Here is a 13,801-nt window from a genome sequence, read left to right as displayed (position 1 = left end):
GTCCACGACGGCCAGCTGCGGGTGTCGGGCGGCCGTCCCGTCCTGTACAGCGACGGCGTCGTGTTCGACGTACTCGGCACACTCGTCGAAGAACCCGCCGGACTCCGCGCGCTCGTGCCGCCCCCCTCGACTCCACCGGGACCGAGCGGCTGCTGCTGTGACACGCGGCACATCGAGCGGGAGCAGCGTCGCGTCCTCAACAGCGACCCCCGCAGCATCGCCACACGCGGGCCGCTGCCAGGGGTCACCGTGGGGCAGACATCACGAGCACGCACCCCACCAGCCACTCCGCCCCGTCGAACGAATCCGACGGGGCGAAACGGACGAGCCCGGATTGACCAACCGGCGTCGTCGTGGACTGTCGGCCTTCCGGGGGTGCGGGAAGGTCAGGCCCCCGAGTCGATGGGCGGGTTGAAGCCGCCCTTGCCGTTGCCCGGATAGACGAACAGCTTGCCGCGGTTGCTCATCGCGAGGATGTCGCTGCGGCCGTCGCCGGTGACGTCGGCTGCCGCGATCAGGCTCATGTTGTTCCAGCCGGAACCGGCCTCGATGGCTGAACCGAAGCCGCCCACGCCGCTGCCCGGGTACACGAACAGCTTGCCGCCGCTGTGGACGGCGAGAACGTCGGACTTCTTGTCACCGGTGAAGTCCGCAGCTGCGATCAGACGCATCTCACCCCAGCCGGAACCGGCCTGGGAGGGAGCGGAGAAGCGCCCCTTGCCGTCGCCGGGGTACAGGAACAGCTTCCCGTCCTTGTGGACGGCGAGAACGTCGGCCTTGCCATCAGCCGTAAAGTCACCTGCGGTCAGCAGGCGCATGTCGCTCCAGCCCGAACCGGCCTCGATGGCCGCACCGAAGCCGCCCGCGCCATCGCTCGGGTAGACGAACAGCTTCCCGCTGGTCTGGACGGCGAGGACATCGGCCTTCTTGTCACCGGTGAAATCGGCTGCCGCCAGAAGACGCATGGTGTACCAACCAGAACCGGCCTTGTAGCGGGGCCCGAACCGGCCCGCACCGTCGCCGGCCTGAACGTACAGGCCACCGTCGATGGCATCGACGGTCATGGCGTCGGCCTTGCCGTCACCGTTGAAGTCGGCGAGGTGCAACTGCCGCGCCCACACCTTCTCGACCGTGGCACGCACCCACTCAGCGAGGTCATCCGTACGTGCCGCGATCGCGCCGGTGCGGGTCTCGCTCTCACCGAAGCAGCCACCCTGCCAGGAGCGGGAGGCCACGCCGACAAGTTCGGTCCTGCCGTCCTGGTTCTGCCGCACCAAGGGGGCCCCGGTGTCGCCCTTGCACAGGGAGTCATCGGCGCTCGCGCCGACCAGGGCGACATCCGCGCCGGCAACGTCGCCGACCTTGAACGAGGCGCTGTGGGCCGCGTCGGGCACCCACTCGGTCTTGGTACGGCCGAAACCCGTTCCCTGAAGGGTTTCACCGCTTACGGCAGGCGTGGTCGCCAGCGCCAAGGGGGTCATGCCCGTCGCCGGCTGCGAGAGCCGGGCCATGACCAGGTCACGGTCGTCACGGGGAACGAGTTCGACCACCTCGGTCACATGACCGCTCGCACCGCGGCCGATGGTGGCGGTGGTCTTCCACTGAGGCTTGCCGGGCGTGACACCGGTTCCCGCGTTCGGAACCTCGGCGAAACAGGCGGCAGCGGTGAGCACCCACTGGGCATCCACCAGAGTCCCGGAGCAGGAGCGTCTCTGCTCCCCCTCTCCGATATCGAGCTTCGCCGTGAACCCGTACGCCGCTTCCGGGGCCGCGGAGCCCACGACAGCCTGTGCGGAGCCGCCCGCAAGCATTCCGGCCGTGGCGACGACTGCCGCGAGGGCCGCTGCCGATGCCGCTCGTGCACGCATTCCGGACACGTCTGATTTCCTCACTTTTTTCTCTCCCTGGCAGTGATGGCGGAGCGCCGATTCCTGGGAATCGGCGCCCTGGTGCACAGCGTCCGGTCAGCCGGCAACGCGGAGCTCGACGAGAACGGTGGGCGTCCCTGGAGGGTTTCCGCCGGCTCCGACACCCACGATGTCGTTCTTGGGGACAGCGACCTCCTGCGTCTTACCGTCCGCAGTCAACTTGGCCTGGACCGCGACGTCACCGGTGAGAATATTGAAGACCTTGGGAACCTCCAGCGTGAGGTATCCCGGGCCGGACGCCTGGAAGCAGTACTTGCCCGGCTCGGTCTGCCCGGGGTGCCGCACCGACGTCGTGACCTGAATATCCTTGGCGACCGCACAGTCGGCGAGCAGGATGCCGCCATCGCCCTTCCGGAGTTCGATGCCCTGTTCCTGGAGGATCTTCTCCGCGCCCGGGTATGCAAAGTCCTCCACCGTGGACGGGAATTCACTGCCTGCAGCTTGCCGGGCAGCACCGGGCACCTTCTGCGGAGCAGCCTCGGCCACAACGAGTGCGGAGAGACCCGCCATGACCGTGACGGCCGCGACAGCACCGACAACCATCGTTCCGCGCGCGCGAAATATCAACCGAATTTCCTTCCAGATGGCATGAGGCGAGGACAGAGCTCGCACTGCATACCTGAATACAGAGCGACCGAGAATCTATCACCAGTTGACTTCGGAGAGTGAGAGCAGCCCTCGTTTATAACGAATCAACTTCGACTCCGGACGGCCGTACAACTTGCCACCACCTCATGTGTCGCTTGGGCGAAAAGTGGGATCATGACCCATTCGTCTAGTTTATTCAGGAGCCTTTCAAGCCACTCGTCAGCTCTTTTCCGGCGAAAAATGAAGGAAGTTATGCTCACTCAGCCGGAATACTCGGCCGCACTTCCAACAAGAAAGGCATGAGTGGTGAGAGATAATTTCCGCTCGGCGAGAGTCGAGAAAAGACGAGTGCTCGGCAGACGTCTGTTGTGCCTGAGCCTGCTGCCTCTGGCGCTCCTGGGGGGACTGCTCGGCGCGAGTCCCGCGGTGGCGGCGGGGGCCCAACAGGCAGCCGCGACGGACCGCAGCCGTGTCGTGGAACTGTGGGTGACGGGCGGCCCGAACATCCGGGCCGCGGCGGAGGCAGCCCTGCTGGGGACCGACGAGGATGTCCGCAAGTTCCTCGACGTCGAGAAGGATTTCGCGGAGCTCACCGACCACCGGGTCGACGCGACCCGGATGTTCACCGCAGGAGGTGTGACCGTCCGCGAGGCTGCCTACGCGGCGCTCGCGGGTTCGGAGGTGGATCTCCGCAACTTCCTGAAGGACGGCTGGAAGGCCCCGTCCGAGACGGACGCACGGATCCTCGCGACACAGATCACCACCGCCGGCGGCCCCGCGGTCAAGGAGGCCGGCCTGGCGGCGCTCAAGGGCTCTGTCGACGACGTGTACGCGTTCATCGAGGAGACCCAGTACGCCAACCGGGACTCGGACGACCGGTTGCTCGTCACACAGATCATGAGTGCCGGTGGACCTGCCACCAAGGAGGCCGCGCAGGTCGCGCTGCGGGGGTCCATCGAGGACGTTCGCGAGTTCCTGGCGGTCGGCCAGAACATCGCCCGTTCCCGCGACCAGGAACGGGCCACGATCGCCCAGCTGGCCGCTCAGGCCGAGGCCGCCGGCAAGGACGCCAAACAGCTGACCGAGGCGGCCAAGAAGGCGTCGACGCGCGCGGTGAAGGCCTCGGAGCTGGCGAAAGCCCAGGCGGAGAAGGCAGCACGGGAGACGGAGGAGGCCGGGAAGGACGCCGCCCGCGCCGGCGCCGCGGCCGGGCGCGCCGCGGATGCGGCGAAGGGCGCAGCCAGCGCCGCGCAGGAGGCCATCGGCGCCGCGCAGGCTGCCAACCGGGCAGCGCGTATGGCCGCGAACGCGGCCGCGAACGCCGCGGCAGCCGCCTCCGCAGCCGCAGCCGCAGCATCGCGGGCCCGTGACGCGGCGGCGAACGCGGCGACAGGCGCTGGAACGGCCGACGCCGCACGGCGGGCCGCCGAAGACGCCAACTCCGCAGCCCAGGCGGCAGAGAAGTCGGAACAGGCCGCCGCGCAGGTGGAGATCGCGGCTCGGGCGGCTGGCGACGCGGCCAACGCCGCTGCCAGCGCCAGCGGCAACGCGGACATCGCCGCAGACGAAGCGGACAGGGCCGGCAACCTGGCGGGCCAGTCCAGCGCCGAAGCCGCCCGCGCCAAGCAGTGGGCAGCCACCGCCCGCCACCACGCACGGGTGTCACGTCGGGCGGCCCTGGCGGCGCGAGACCTCGCCTACGAGGCCGCGGACGCGGCGAAGGAGGCCCGCCAGATGGCGGCCTCCGCCGCCCAGCACGCCCGGAATGCCGCGGTTGCCGCGAACCGGGCGGCCGACCACGCGGGGGACGCGGCCACGGCCGCCAAGGAGTCGACGGCGCACGCCGCTGCGGCCAAGGTGGCCGCGGACAGGGCGACCGCGGCGGTAGCCACCGCGCGGAAGGTTCATAGTGTGGCGACCAGGATCGAGGCCGAGGAGATCAAGGCCAGGACCGAGGCGGGGATCGAACAGGCCAGGGCCGATCGCGAGGCCGAGGCCCTGAACCGGGCCGAGACGGCCGCGGCCGACAAGGCCGCCAAGGAGCTCGACGAGGAGGCCGTGCGCCTCGCGGTCGAAGCCGCGAAGCCCGGTACGGACACCAAGGAAGTGGCGGTCAAGGGGCGACGGGTCGCTGTCCTCGCAATGAGGACCCGCGGAGCCTGGAGCAGGGCGGCAGCCAAGTCCGCGCTGGCGGGCACCGACGACGCGGTCCGGGAGTACCTGCGCACCGGCTGGCAGGAGGCCGCCGAAGAGGACGAACGCGCGAAGGTGCAGGCCCTCGCGGTCGACAGCGAGTACGAGAGTGTCCGCACCGCCGCCGCGGAGGCGCTGAAGGGCGACGCCCGGCAGATCGCCGAGTTTCTACGTACCGGGGCGGACGAGGCCGCGCTGACCGACTACCGCATCCTGGTCACCCAGATCTCCGGCAGTGGTGGTGCGGAGCTCAAGAACGCCGCCCGTGCGGCGCTGAGCGATGGTTCGGTCGCCGCGCTCCTCGCGTTCCTTCGCAACGGCCAATACGACGCCCAGGAGACCGACGAGAGTATCCGTGCCACCCAGCTGGCGACCAGCGGCGGGCCCGAGACCAAGGGCGCGGCCAGAGTCGCCCTGGAGGGTACCTCCGCTGCCTTGCACGACTTCATCGAGGTCGGGCAGTACTCGACCGCGCGGCGCGATCACCTCACCACCACCCATGTGGCAGTGATCAAGCAGCTCATCGCCGAGGCCGCGACCATCGCTGCCACCGCGCAGAAGGACGCCGCCGAGGCCGCCGTCGTCGCGGCCACCGCCAACAAGGCCGCCGCCGACGCCAAGAAGTGGGCCGCCGAGGCCGCCAAGTCGAAGGGCCAGGCCGACTCGTACGCGATCGAGGCGAACGGGCACGCCAAGAACGCGGAGGCATCCGCGGCCGACGCCGCCAAGTCCGCCCAGGCGGCGAACGCGGCGGCGAACGCCGCGGAACGCGATGCCGACCAGGCCGACTACTCCGCCTCTCGGGCGGCTGTCTCCGCCACCCAGGCGAACGCTTCCGCCGACAGCGCCTACGCCGCGGCCGACGCGGCCCGCGCCTCGGCGGTAGCCGCCGGCAAGGACGCGGCTGCCGCAGAGGCGGCCCACGGGCAGGCTCTCCTGGCCTACCAGCTCAAGCTGGTCCAGGAGGAGGAGATCCGCCGCAAGGAGGAGGAGAAGCGCCGGCTCGCGGAGAAGTCACTCTCACGACTGGAGAAGCAGCAGCTCCAGCTGCTGCGGGAAATGCTGGGCGCCGGGGCGTTCGGGTCCGCGCCGGACGCGATCGACCTGGGGATACAGTGGCTGCTCGGCCGGGGCAACCGGACGGACACCTTCGAAGCCGGGGACAAGTTCACCGAGCACCTGCGGGGTGACCACTCCATGGACACGGTCCGCGGTGAGATCATCAAGAAGATCCTCACGAACGACCCCAATCGGACGGGCGGCTACAGCGTCCTCGCGAAGGAGGGCCTGGGAAGGCTCGCCAGCGACGTGGGCGACGTGCTCTCCCTCGGCTGGACGGCCCGCCACCGCAACGAACGCACCAACGGGCGGTATGGCACCTCCACCTCCGTTTTCATCGGGTCGTACAACTACTCATACAAGGTCCTGTCCCACGACTCCCAGACAGGAAAGGCACGGGTCGAGATCACCATCACGAACCACACGACCATCAACTCCGCAGTACACCCGCCCTTCCTGAGGGCCCAATGGGACAAGTACTACGGGGAGCCGATGAACCGCCTCGCGGAGCTGATGAACGGCCCGTTGCGGAAGAAGACGCAGAAGGCGACGTGGGTCGAGGAGCTGAACACACGATGAGGAGGGGCTTGCCCCTGTGCGCCGTGCTCGTCGCACTGGCGTTGGGAGCCGTCGGCTGCAGCCCGACCGGCGGCTCGGCGAAGCCGAGCGACCTGATCGGCGCCTGGTCCGGCCCTCGTGAAGCACGGGTGACCTTCGACGAAGACGGATCGGCCACCGCAGAAAAGGTCCCCACCCATTTCTCCTTCGAGGACGGAGCGCCTCTCGACCCGGTCACGGGATCCGGCACATGGGTTCTGGAGAAGAAGGCGAACAGCGTGGCGGACCAAGAGGTCACACTCACGATCCAGCTGGCGCCCGACTCATCGACCCGCCTGCAGCTCCTGATCATGGACAAGGGTGCCAGGGGCGGGATCTACCTCCCCGTCTCCGCGGACTCCCCGAAGAGGTTCATCTTCAAGAAGGTGGCATAGCGCTCTGCCGATCCACCGCTCCCGCTGTCCCGCACCGCTTCTGCCGAAGCGGTGCGGGACAGCGGTGCTGCACCCTCGTCGTCGCAGCCGCCGCACAACGGGACTGCCTGCCCTGGCCCCGGATGCTGTGCCCAGACCCCGGGCCCGCCACCGCATACCCGTACCACGGTTCCGTTTGTTCCGCTTATCAGACCAACGGGCAGGTGAGCGGGAGGACGCGTTCGGTCAGCCGGCCGGTGAGGACGGTGTCGGTGACGACCGCCTCCGTCAGCCAGTCCGCCGCGGTCAGCCGGTCCACCAGCTCCCGAAGGTCACCGGGGGCGATGGCACACCAGGAGGAGAGGGCTTCCAGACCGAGGCCCTCGCCCCCGGCCCCCAGTCGTCCGTCGGCGGTGACGCCCGTGGCCAGGGCCAGGGCGAGCAGACGGGCGTCGGCCGCGGTCTTGGCCTTGCGTAGCTTCTTCTCCCCGACGACTCGCTGGGCCCATCCGCTGAGCTTGGGACGCATCTTCTTGCCGAAAGTGAACGGTCCCGGGGCGTTCTCGTCGGGCGTCAGGGACGGCACACTGATGCGGGTGGGGTTCTCCGGGCGGGAGGCGATCAGTTCGTCGACGGTCCCGGCGATGTCCAGCCAGCCGCACTCCACCAGTTGCCCGACCAGGTGCTCGGGCTCCGGCAGGGGCAGCCCCTTGAGGTCCTGCCCGACGAGGTTGCCGACGCCTGAGTGCGCGGTGCGCAGCGTCAGCATCACCACCAGCAGGCGGGCCTCCGGCCCGGGCAGGGGTGCGTGGTCGGCCACGTGGGTGAGGACGGCCCGTGCGTGGTCCCACTGCGCGGCCGCGGTCAGCAGCCGTGCCACAGCGGGCCCTTCGCCTTCCGGGGCCTCTCCGATGCGGTGCAGATGCTGGAGCCGGACGGTGGCGGCCGCCTGTTCGGCTCGCTCGGCTTCGAGGCGCAGCTCCGTGTCACCGGTGACTTGGGCCCAGGCGGAGAAGGCCTCCGCCTTGCGGGCGTGGAGATCGGCGAGCATCGCGAGGTCGGGTTCGGGGCGCTGCTGGTAGGCGCGGAACAGCTCGCCGAGTTCGGTGAGTTCGTCGCGCAGCGCGAGGGGACGCAGGTGGTGCGGGACGAATCGCTGGGCGATCCTCCCGCGCCGGGCGCGCTGCCGTTTCGGCCTCGGGGCCCGGGGGGCGGGCACTTCGTGCGGGGCGGTGGCCCCGGCATCGGTGTGCGAGAAGTGGGGGCCGACGGCCGACACCGCCGGGGCGGGGCGCGCCGCGGGGCGGAAGGGGCCTGCCGGAGCCGTCCTGTCGGGGGCCGGGGCGGTGGCGGCGATCTTCGCGGTGGGGTGGGCGGCCGCGCAGCGCGAGCAGCACTCCATCACCTGCCACCAGCGCCCTTCCCGGTCCGTGACGACGGCCAGGACGACCGCGCCCCCGCACCTCCAGGGCGCGGGGCGCTCACGCGGTCCGGCGGGGCGGATGTGGGTATGGCATTCCTCGGCCCGGCAGGCGCAGTACGCCGACGGGCGGGGGGCCGGGCCCGCCCGCAGGTGGGCCTTGAGATGCTCGACCGCCGCCGTACGGCCGACGGCCGCGGAGGGCAGCACCTGCGCGGCGCAGGCCGGGCGGCTGCACGAGACACGTACGTCCGCACGGCCGCGGCCTACAGGATCCAGCCGCACCGTCCATGTGCGTCCCGTCACCCGCTCGTTCGTCGCGTGGGCCTCCACACCCTCCACACCCATCACACCCTCCTCGACGCCTGTTCGTACGTGCACCTCGGCACCCCCGCTGACGCATGTGTCGTCGGCTCGCGGCGTGTTGCCACCTGCCGCGCGGGCCGGCCGGCGGTCCGGATACCGGCCCGGCCGCACGACGGACCCACCGTGCTCTTGTCCGTATGAGCTGTGTTTGATCCACAACGCAAACGACGGTCCGCCGTTCGGGTGACGGGCTGGGAGCGTATGTGGCCGGTTTACGGCCCTGGCGGGCGCCGGGCGGGCCGGCCACCGTGACGACGAACGGCCCGGCGCGCGAGGTCGTCGCGTGCCGGGCCGGGCCGTCTCCCGTGGGTACGGAGGAGGTCAGGACCCCGCGCCGCGCGGGAAGGAGACCTCCACGCGGCGGTTCTTCTTGCGGCCCTCTTCGTTACTGTTGCTGGCGATCGGGTACTGCTCGCCGTAGCCCCGGATCTCGTACGTGATCGTGGGACCGAGCTCCTTCGACAGGACCCCGTGCACGGCGTCGGCGCGCTGCTTGGACAGGACGTCGCCGTGGGCCGAGGAGCCGAGGTCGTCGGTGAAGCCGAAGACGCGGACCTTGGTCGCGTTCTGCTTCTTGATCTCGTCGGCGATCGCGGCGATCCGGGCGTTGGCCGCCGAGCCGAGCTTCGCGCTGTCCTTGCCGAAGAGGACTTCGGCCTGGAGCGCGAACTTGATGTCGGCGTTGCTGTCCTCGCGGCGTTCCTCGCCTCCGAGGTCCTCCACGACCTGGACGATGTCGAGGACCCGGCCGGGGGCGAGGGTGCCGCCCTCCGGCATCTTCAGGTCCGGGTCGTTCGGGTCGACGGGGACGGGCGGCTCCGACGTCGCCTCCGTCCCGGGCGGGACGCTCGGCCCGTCGTCGGCGTACGTGGGCGAGGCTCCGAGCAGCGTGGTGCCGGCGATCAGGACGGCGACCGCGACGGCTTGGCCCATGCTGTGGGCCGCCCGGGGGCGCTTGGTGGTCTTCATGGCCGCACTCACCCAGAAATCTTCAGCGAGGTGGTGGCGAAGGTCGGGAGGGTGAAGTCGACCTCGGTGGTGGTCTGCGGCGGGGCGGGGAACTGCATGAAGATCGGCGCCGACTTGCCCGGCGCGAGGGATGAGATCGCCGTGGTGCACAGGCAGCGGGAGTCCGTGTCACGGAGCACGTAGTAGCGCTTCTTCCCCACCTTGTCCACGAGAGTCGCACCGGCGACGGAGTTGGGGTTCTTGTTCACCAGGTTCACCTCGGACCCGGACCACGCCGTGGTGATCCGTGCCTGGTCCCCCTCATTGGTGACTTCCCCCTGAACGGTGAGGAATCCGCCCGAGTCCCGCTTGGCCTCGTTGATCACCAGGACGAGCCCACCCATCCCCCGGGCTTCCGCGAGCTTCACGTCCGGGTCCACGTTCTCGCCCGCAGCCGTGTCCTCCTGCTGTGGTTCGCCCTTGTCCTCCGCAGAGGGGCTGGCCGGGGCGGACGGTGCGCTGGAGCCCTCGTTGCCGGGCTCCTCGCCTCCGCCATCGCCGCAGCCGGCGAGCGCGAGGGCAAGAGCAGCAGTCACGGAGACAGCCGCCATCGCCCTTCTGGTCGTCGTGGTCCGCCGCATGCTCATGGTCCGATTCCTCTACTTGTCGTTCGCTTCGCTGTCACTGGTCGACCAACCGCACGTCGAAGAGAGTTCTGCCCACGCTCTCCCACAGCCCGGGCCGACCGATCTCGGCCGTCGCGATCTTGATGACATCGCCGCTCCTGCACGTGAAGATGAATGCCTCAGGGGAGCCGTCACTGTTGGCGTCGATGACTATCGGGTTGGGGCAGCGGAACTCGATGAGCGCGGTGGCCTTGGCCTTGGCCTTCTTGTTCTGTGAACCGGGGAGCACCGGCGAGTCCACCGATTCGTGTCCCTCGACCTCGACCGTGATCTTGTCGCGCAGGTATCCGGGGGTCGGATAGCAGAGCTCCCTCTTCGCGTCATTGGCCTCGGCAAGCCTCTGCGCCTCGGCGCAGGGCGGGGCGAAAGGCGCGATGAGGAAGGCATCCAGCGCGTTGCCGGGCAGCGAGCCGAGGAATCCGGGCCCGAAGTTGGCACGCGCCTTATGCGCGGCAGCCAGCGCGGCGGCGTCCGCCGCTCCCTGGGAACCGTTGCGCAAGGCCGAGGCCTTGCCTACAGCAAAGAAGGCCAACGCAAGGAAGAGCAGGCCCGCCACCATCACGATGTAGATGGGGAAGGCCTGCCCTGCGTCGCCGCGTGAACGTGTACGCATCAGCCAGAGGTGATGGCGGTCACCAGTCCGTCGATGCGCTCCGAGATGTTCCCGCCGATCCCGGCTGCCGCAATCGCACCGATGATCGCCACAACCACCAGGATGATGCCCAGATACTCGAACGCTGTCTGCCCCCGGTCCTTCGCCGCGTAGCGCTTCTGGATGCTGCTCACGGCGGTGTTGGCCCAGCCGTTGACGCGGATGACGGTCTTCAGGGTGATGTCCGACATGGTGTTCCCCTCCGGGTTCGGCCGACCGGTTGCCGGCCGACTCGCACGTTCCTGCGGTGCCGTCCTCGGTACCGGCTTCCTCCTGGCCGGTGCCGTCGGCGACGTGAGAAACATAGGGGGGAATTATCGCTCGCCCAGAGGGCCCGTGGGCCCATTCCCGGGCCCAAAAGGCGTTCCGGTTCACCTCGTTGCGCGATCGATCGGTCATGGCTGCCACCCGGACGACCGGGGCGCGGTGCCGAGCCAGTGGGCGATCGCCTCGCTGCGGGTGGCGCTGTGGAGCTTCGTGAAGATGCGGTTGATGTGGTTCTTGACCGTCTTCTCACTGATGAAACAGGTCGCGGCGATCTGCTGATTACTCATTCCGGACGCAATCAGGTCCATGACCTCCACCTCCCGCGAACTCAGCCCGTACTGCTGCCGGTTGGGAGTAGAAGCCGACCCCCCGGACACAGAAGACTGTCCCACAGAAGGTTGCAGTTGCGAAAGGCTTTCCGAATTTTCGCGGGTGCGTTGCGGTGCCTGCACGGGTACGGGCGCTGTCCTCGGCGCCGATCCGAGCCCGTCGGGCAGGGCGCCCCGGGGCGGGGACGATCCCGTGCGCATGTGGGCCAGCAGGGCGTCGGCCGCCGTGGCGGTGAAGTGTGCGCGGCCGTCCTTCGTGTCGCGTACCGCCCGGACCAGTTGGTCCGCGGTGAACTCGCCGTGCACCAGGTAGCCGCCCGCGCCCAGGCGCAGCGCCTCGTGGACGATCTCGCTCTCACGGCTGTACGTCAGCATCAGCACGGGCGCGATGCCGACCAGGTGCGGCAGGGCCGAGATACCGTCCACGCCGGGCATACGGACGTCGAGCAGAACCACGTCGGGGCGGTGCTGGAGCGTCTTCTCGTAGGCCTCGCGGCCGTCCGCCGCCTCCGCCGCGACCCGGATGTCGGCCCGGCCCGACAGCAGGGCACCCAGGCCCGCCCGGACCACCGGGTTGTCGTCCGCGACCACCACCCGGAGCCGGGCCGGTTCGGGAGCCGCGGGAGCTGACGGGAAGGGGGGCGCAGCGGGCTCTCCGAAGGGGGGATACGGCGTCGGCGCGGCCGGGTGCTGTATCGCAGAACGCTCGTGTCCGGGCTGTCCGGCGGGACCGAGGGCCGGGGGGAGCGGGTGCGACGACGTGCGCTGGGGGGCGGGGCGCTGAGCCGCCGCCCCGCTGCGGTTCGGCGCAGGGGAGACATCGTCCGGCATGCTGCGACCTCCTCTCAGGGTCGGGGGGTTACGGGTGGGGGGTCGTGACGTTCTCGGACGCAAGCGATGACGAGGGCGGTGGCGAGGAAGGTCGAACGAGCGAGAGTTCCGGCGCGGGCAGGGTGGCCGACGGGGTGTTCTCCCCTGCGGCCGGGCCCGTCAGCGCCGCCAGGGGGAGCTCCACTCGCACCTCCGTGCCCTTCTCCGCGTTCCCCCGGCCGATCCGGATGCGGGCCCCGATGGAGGCGGCCCGCTCCACCATGCCGACGAGGCCGAAGTGGCCGGCCCGGCGGAGGGTGTCGAGCGTCGTTCCGGCGGGGAGCCCGCGCCCGTCGTCGTACACGCTGATGCGGAGCATGTCGCCCTTCACGCCCGCGAGGACGATCAGGTACGACGGGCCGGCGTGGCGGTGGGCGTTCTCCAGAGCCTCGGAGGCGACGGTGAGGAGTTGCCGGGCGACCGCCTGCGGCACGGCCGGGACCGGGGTCTCCTCGGCGAGGCGGCGGAAGGTGGCCGTGACCGGGTGGCGGTCGGTGAAGTCCCGCGCCTGGGCCGCCAGTTCCGCGACCAGGTCGACGCCGCCCTCCAGACCCTGCTCCCGACGCAGGTCGGTGAGCAGTTCCCGGGATTCGGCGGCGGCCCGGCGGGCGGCGCGGGCGACCAGTTCCGCCTGGAGTTTCACGGTGGGCGGGTCCATGCGGCCGGCCACGCCCGCCAGTCCATCGGCGGCCAGCGCCAGACCGTGCAGGGTCTTGGCGACCGAGTCGTGCATCTCCCGGGCGAGGCGGGTGCGCTCGCCCTCCACCGCCTCGCTCACCGCCAGCCGCGCCCGGGTCTCGGTGAGTGCCTGCGTAGCCGTCCCGAAGCGCAGGAGGAGATTGCGCAGGGTGACACCGACCGCCCCGGCGATCACGCAGAAACCGGGCAGGAGCAGGGCCGGCGCCCCGCCCGGCTCCAGCTTCGGGACGCTCGCGTACACGCCGAAGACGATGACCACCTGGAGCGCCGCGAAGACCGCCGCGCCGCGCCAGCCCTGGATCAGGCCCGCCAGCAGCGGGGTGCAGACGGTGACGTACGCGAGGGTCGACTCGGGGGTCGCGGTGATCAGCAGCAGCGCGCCGAAGCATACGTCGACGGCCAGGATCCAGGGGTGGCGCAAGAGCACCGGGCCGAACCGCTCCCAGTCCCTGAAGAGCAGGTAGGAGCCCATGAAGGTGACCAGGATCGCCGAACCGATGAACCAGGTGGGCAGGCCGGGAGCGGTACGGTCGATCGCGTACGGGGTCGCTATCGCGATCATCGCCAGGCGGAAGCCGAAGACCTGGCGGCACATCGCCTGGAGAGCGTTGACCTGGATGGCGAAGGCCGGGCGGGCCGGGGTTCCGGCATGGGCGCGGGTCAGTTCCGCCGTCAGTCCGGGCTGGGCTCCGCTGAGCTGGAATGCCATGAGCCTGTCACCTCCGTCTCATTCCCCGTAACCCTTGCTTCTTCGCGAGGCCGGCCGCCGCTTCAGCGGGCGTACCGGACGTAGAAGTTCCGTCCCCATGCGGCCCGTCGTTCATG

11 protein-coding genes are annotated in these 13,801 nt (G+C 70.1%); 2 read left to right on the top strand and 9 right to left on the bottom strand.

Annotated elements, in window-relative coordinates; translation table 11 throughout:
* Window positions 1-386: 386 nt before the first annotated feature.
* Complete coding sequence (locus PSQ21_RS23740; protein ID WP_274035905.1) at window positions 387-1,868, bottom strand: FG-GAP-like repeat-containing protein; 1,482 nt, start codon at window positions 1,866-1,868, stop codon at window positions 387-389.
* A 96-nt stretch (window positions 1,869-1,964) separates the two neighbouring features.
* The gene (locus PSQ21_RS23735; protein WP_274032796.1) at window positions 1,965-2,495 is read right to left on the bottom strand and encodes a hypothetical protein; all 531 of its coding nucleotides are present in this window, start codon (window positions 2,493-2,495) and stop codon (window positions 1,965-1,967) included.
* A gap of 369 nt (window positions 2,496-2,864) precedes the next feature.
* Here PSQ21_RS23735 and PSQ21_RS23730 point away from each other — a divergent pair, with 369 nt between their 5' ends.
* Window positions 2,865-6,347 carry an ALF repeat-containing protein gene (locus PSQ21_RS23730; RefSeq protein WP_274032795.1) on the top strand — a complete coding sequence of 1,161 codons (3,483 nt, stop codon included), beginning with the start codon at window positions 2,865-2,867 and terminating at the stop codon, window positions 6,345-6,347.
* Window positions 6,344-6,760 carry a hypothetical protein gene (locus PSQ21_RS23725; protein WP_274032793.1) on the top strand — a complete coding sequence of 139 codons (417 nt, stop codon included), beginning with the start codon at window positions 6,344-6,346 and terminating at the stop codon, window positions 6,758-6,760. Before PSQ21_RS23730 ends, PSQ21_RS23725 begins: the two co-directional genes overlap by 4 nt.
* A gap of 187 nt (window positions 6,761-6,947) precedes the next feature.
* Here PSQ21_RS23725 and PSQ21_RS23720 read toward each other — a convergent pair whose 3' ends face one another.
* From PSQ21_RS23720 to PSQ21_RS23690, 7 genes are all read right to left on the bottom strand, one after another.
* Window positions 6,948-8,507 (bottom strand): hypothetical protein, encoded by a 1,560-nt coding sequence (locus PSQ21_RS23720; RefSeq protein WP_274035904.1) that lies wholly within the window; start codon window positions 8,505-8,507, stop codon window positions 6,948-6,950.
* 339 nt (window positions 8,508-8,846) lie between these two features.
* The gene (locus PSQ21_RS23715; RefSeq protein WP_274032791.1) at window positions 8,847-9,494 is read right to left on the bottom strand and encodes an OmpA family protein; all 648 of its coding nucleotides are present in this window, start codon (window positions 9,492-9,494) and stop codon (window positions 8,847-8,849) included.
* An 8-nt stretch (window positions 9,495-9,502) separates the two neighbouring features.
* The gene (locus PSQ21_RS23710; RefSeq protein ID WP_274032789.1) at window positions 9,503-10,120 is read right to left on the bottom strand and encodes a hypothetical protein; all 618 of its coding nucleotides are present in this window, start codon (window positions 10,118-10,120) and stop codon (window positions 9,503-9,505) included.
* 34 nt (window positions 10,121-10,154) lie between these two features.
* Window positions 10,155-10,772, bottom strand: coding sequence for a pilus assembly protein TadG-related protein (locus PSQ21_RS23705; RefSeq protein WP_274032788.1), 618 nt, complete (start codon window positions 10,770-10,772; stop codon window positions 10,155-10,157).
* Complete coding sequence (locus PSQ21_RS23700; protein ID WP_274032787.1) at window positions 10,772-11,002, bottom strand: hypothetical protein; 231 nt, start codon at window positions 11,000-11,002, stop codon at window positions 10,772-10,774. The genes PSQ21_RS23705 and PSQ21_RS23700 overlap by 1 nt, the downstream gene beginning before the upstream one ends.
* A gap of 204 nt (window positions 11,003-11,206) precedes the next feature.
* A complete protein-coding gene (locus PSQ21_RS23695) occupies window positions 11,207-12,238 on the bottom strand; it encodes a response regulator transcription factor (protein WP_274032785.1) in 1,032 nt (343 codons plus the stop codon).
* A gap of 28 nt (window positions 12,239-12,266) precedes the next feature.
* A complete protein-coding gene (locus PSQ21_RS23690; RefSeq protein WP_274032784.1) occupies window positions 12,267-13,685 on the bottom strand; it encodes a sensor histidine kinase in 1,419 nt (472 codons plus the stop codon).
* Between the last annotated feature and the right edge of the window lie 116 nt (window positions 13,686-13,801).

This window comes from Streptomyces sp. MMBL 11-1 (genome assembly GCF_028622875.1).
GTDB lineage: Bacteria > Actinomycetota > Actinomycetes > Streptomycetales > Streptomycetaceae > Streptomyces.
This window is presented reverse-complemented; position numbering and strand designations above follow the sequence as displayed.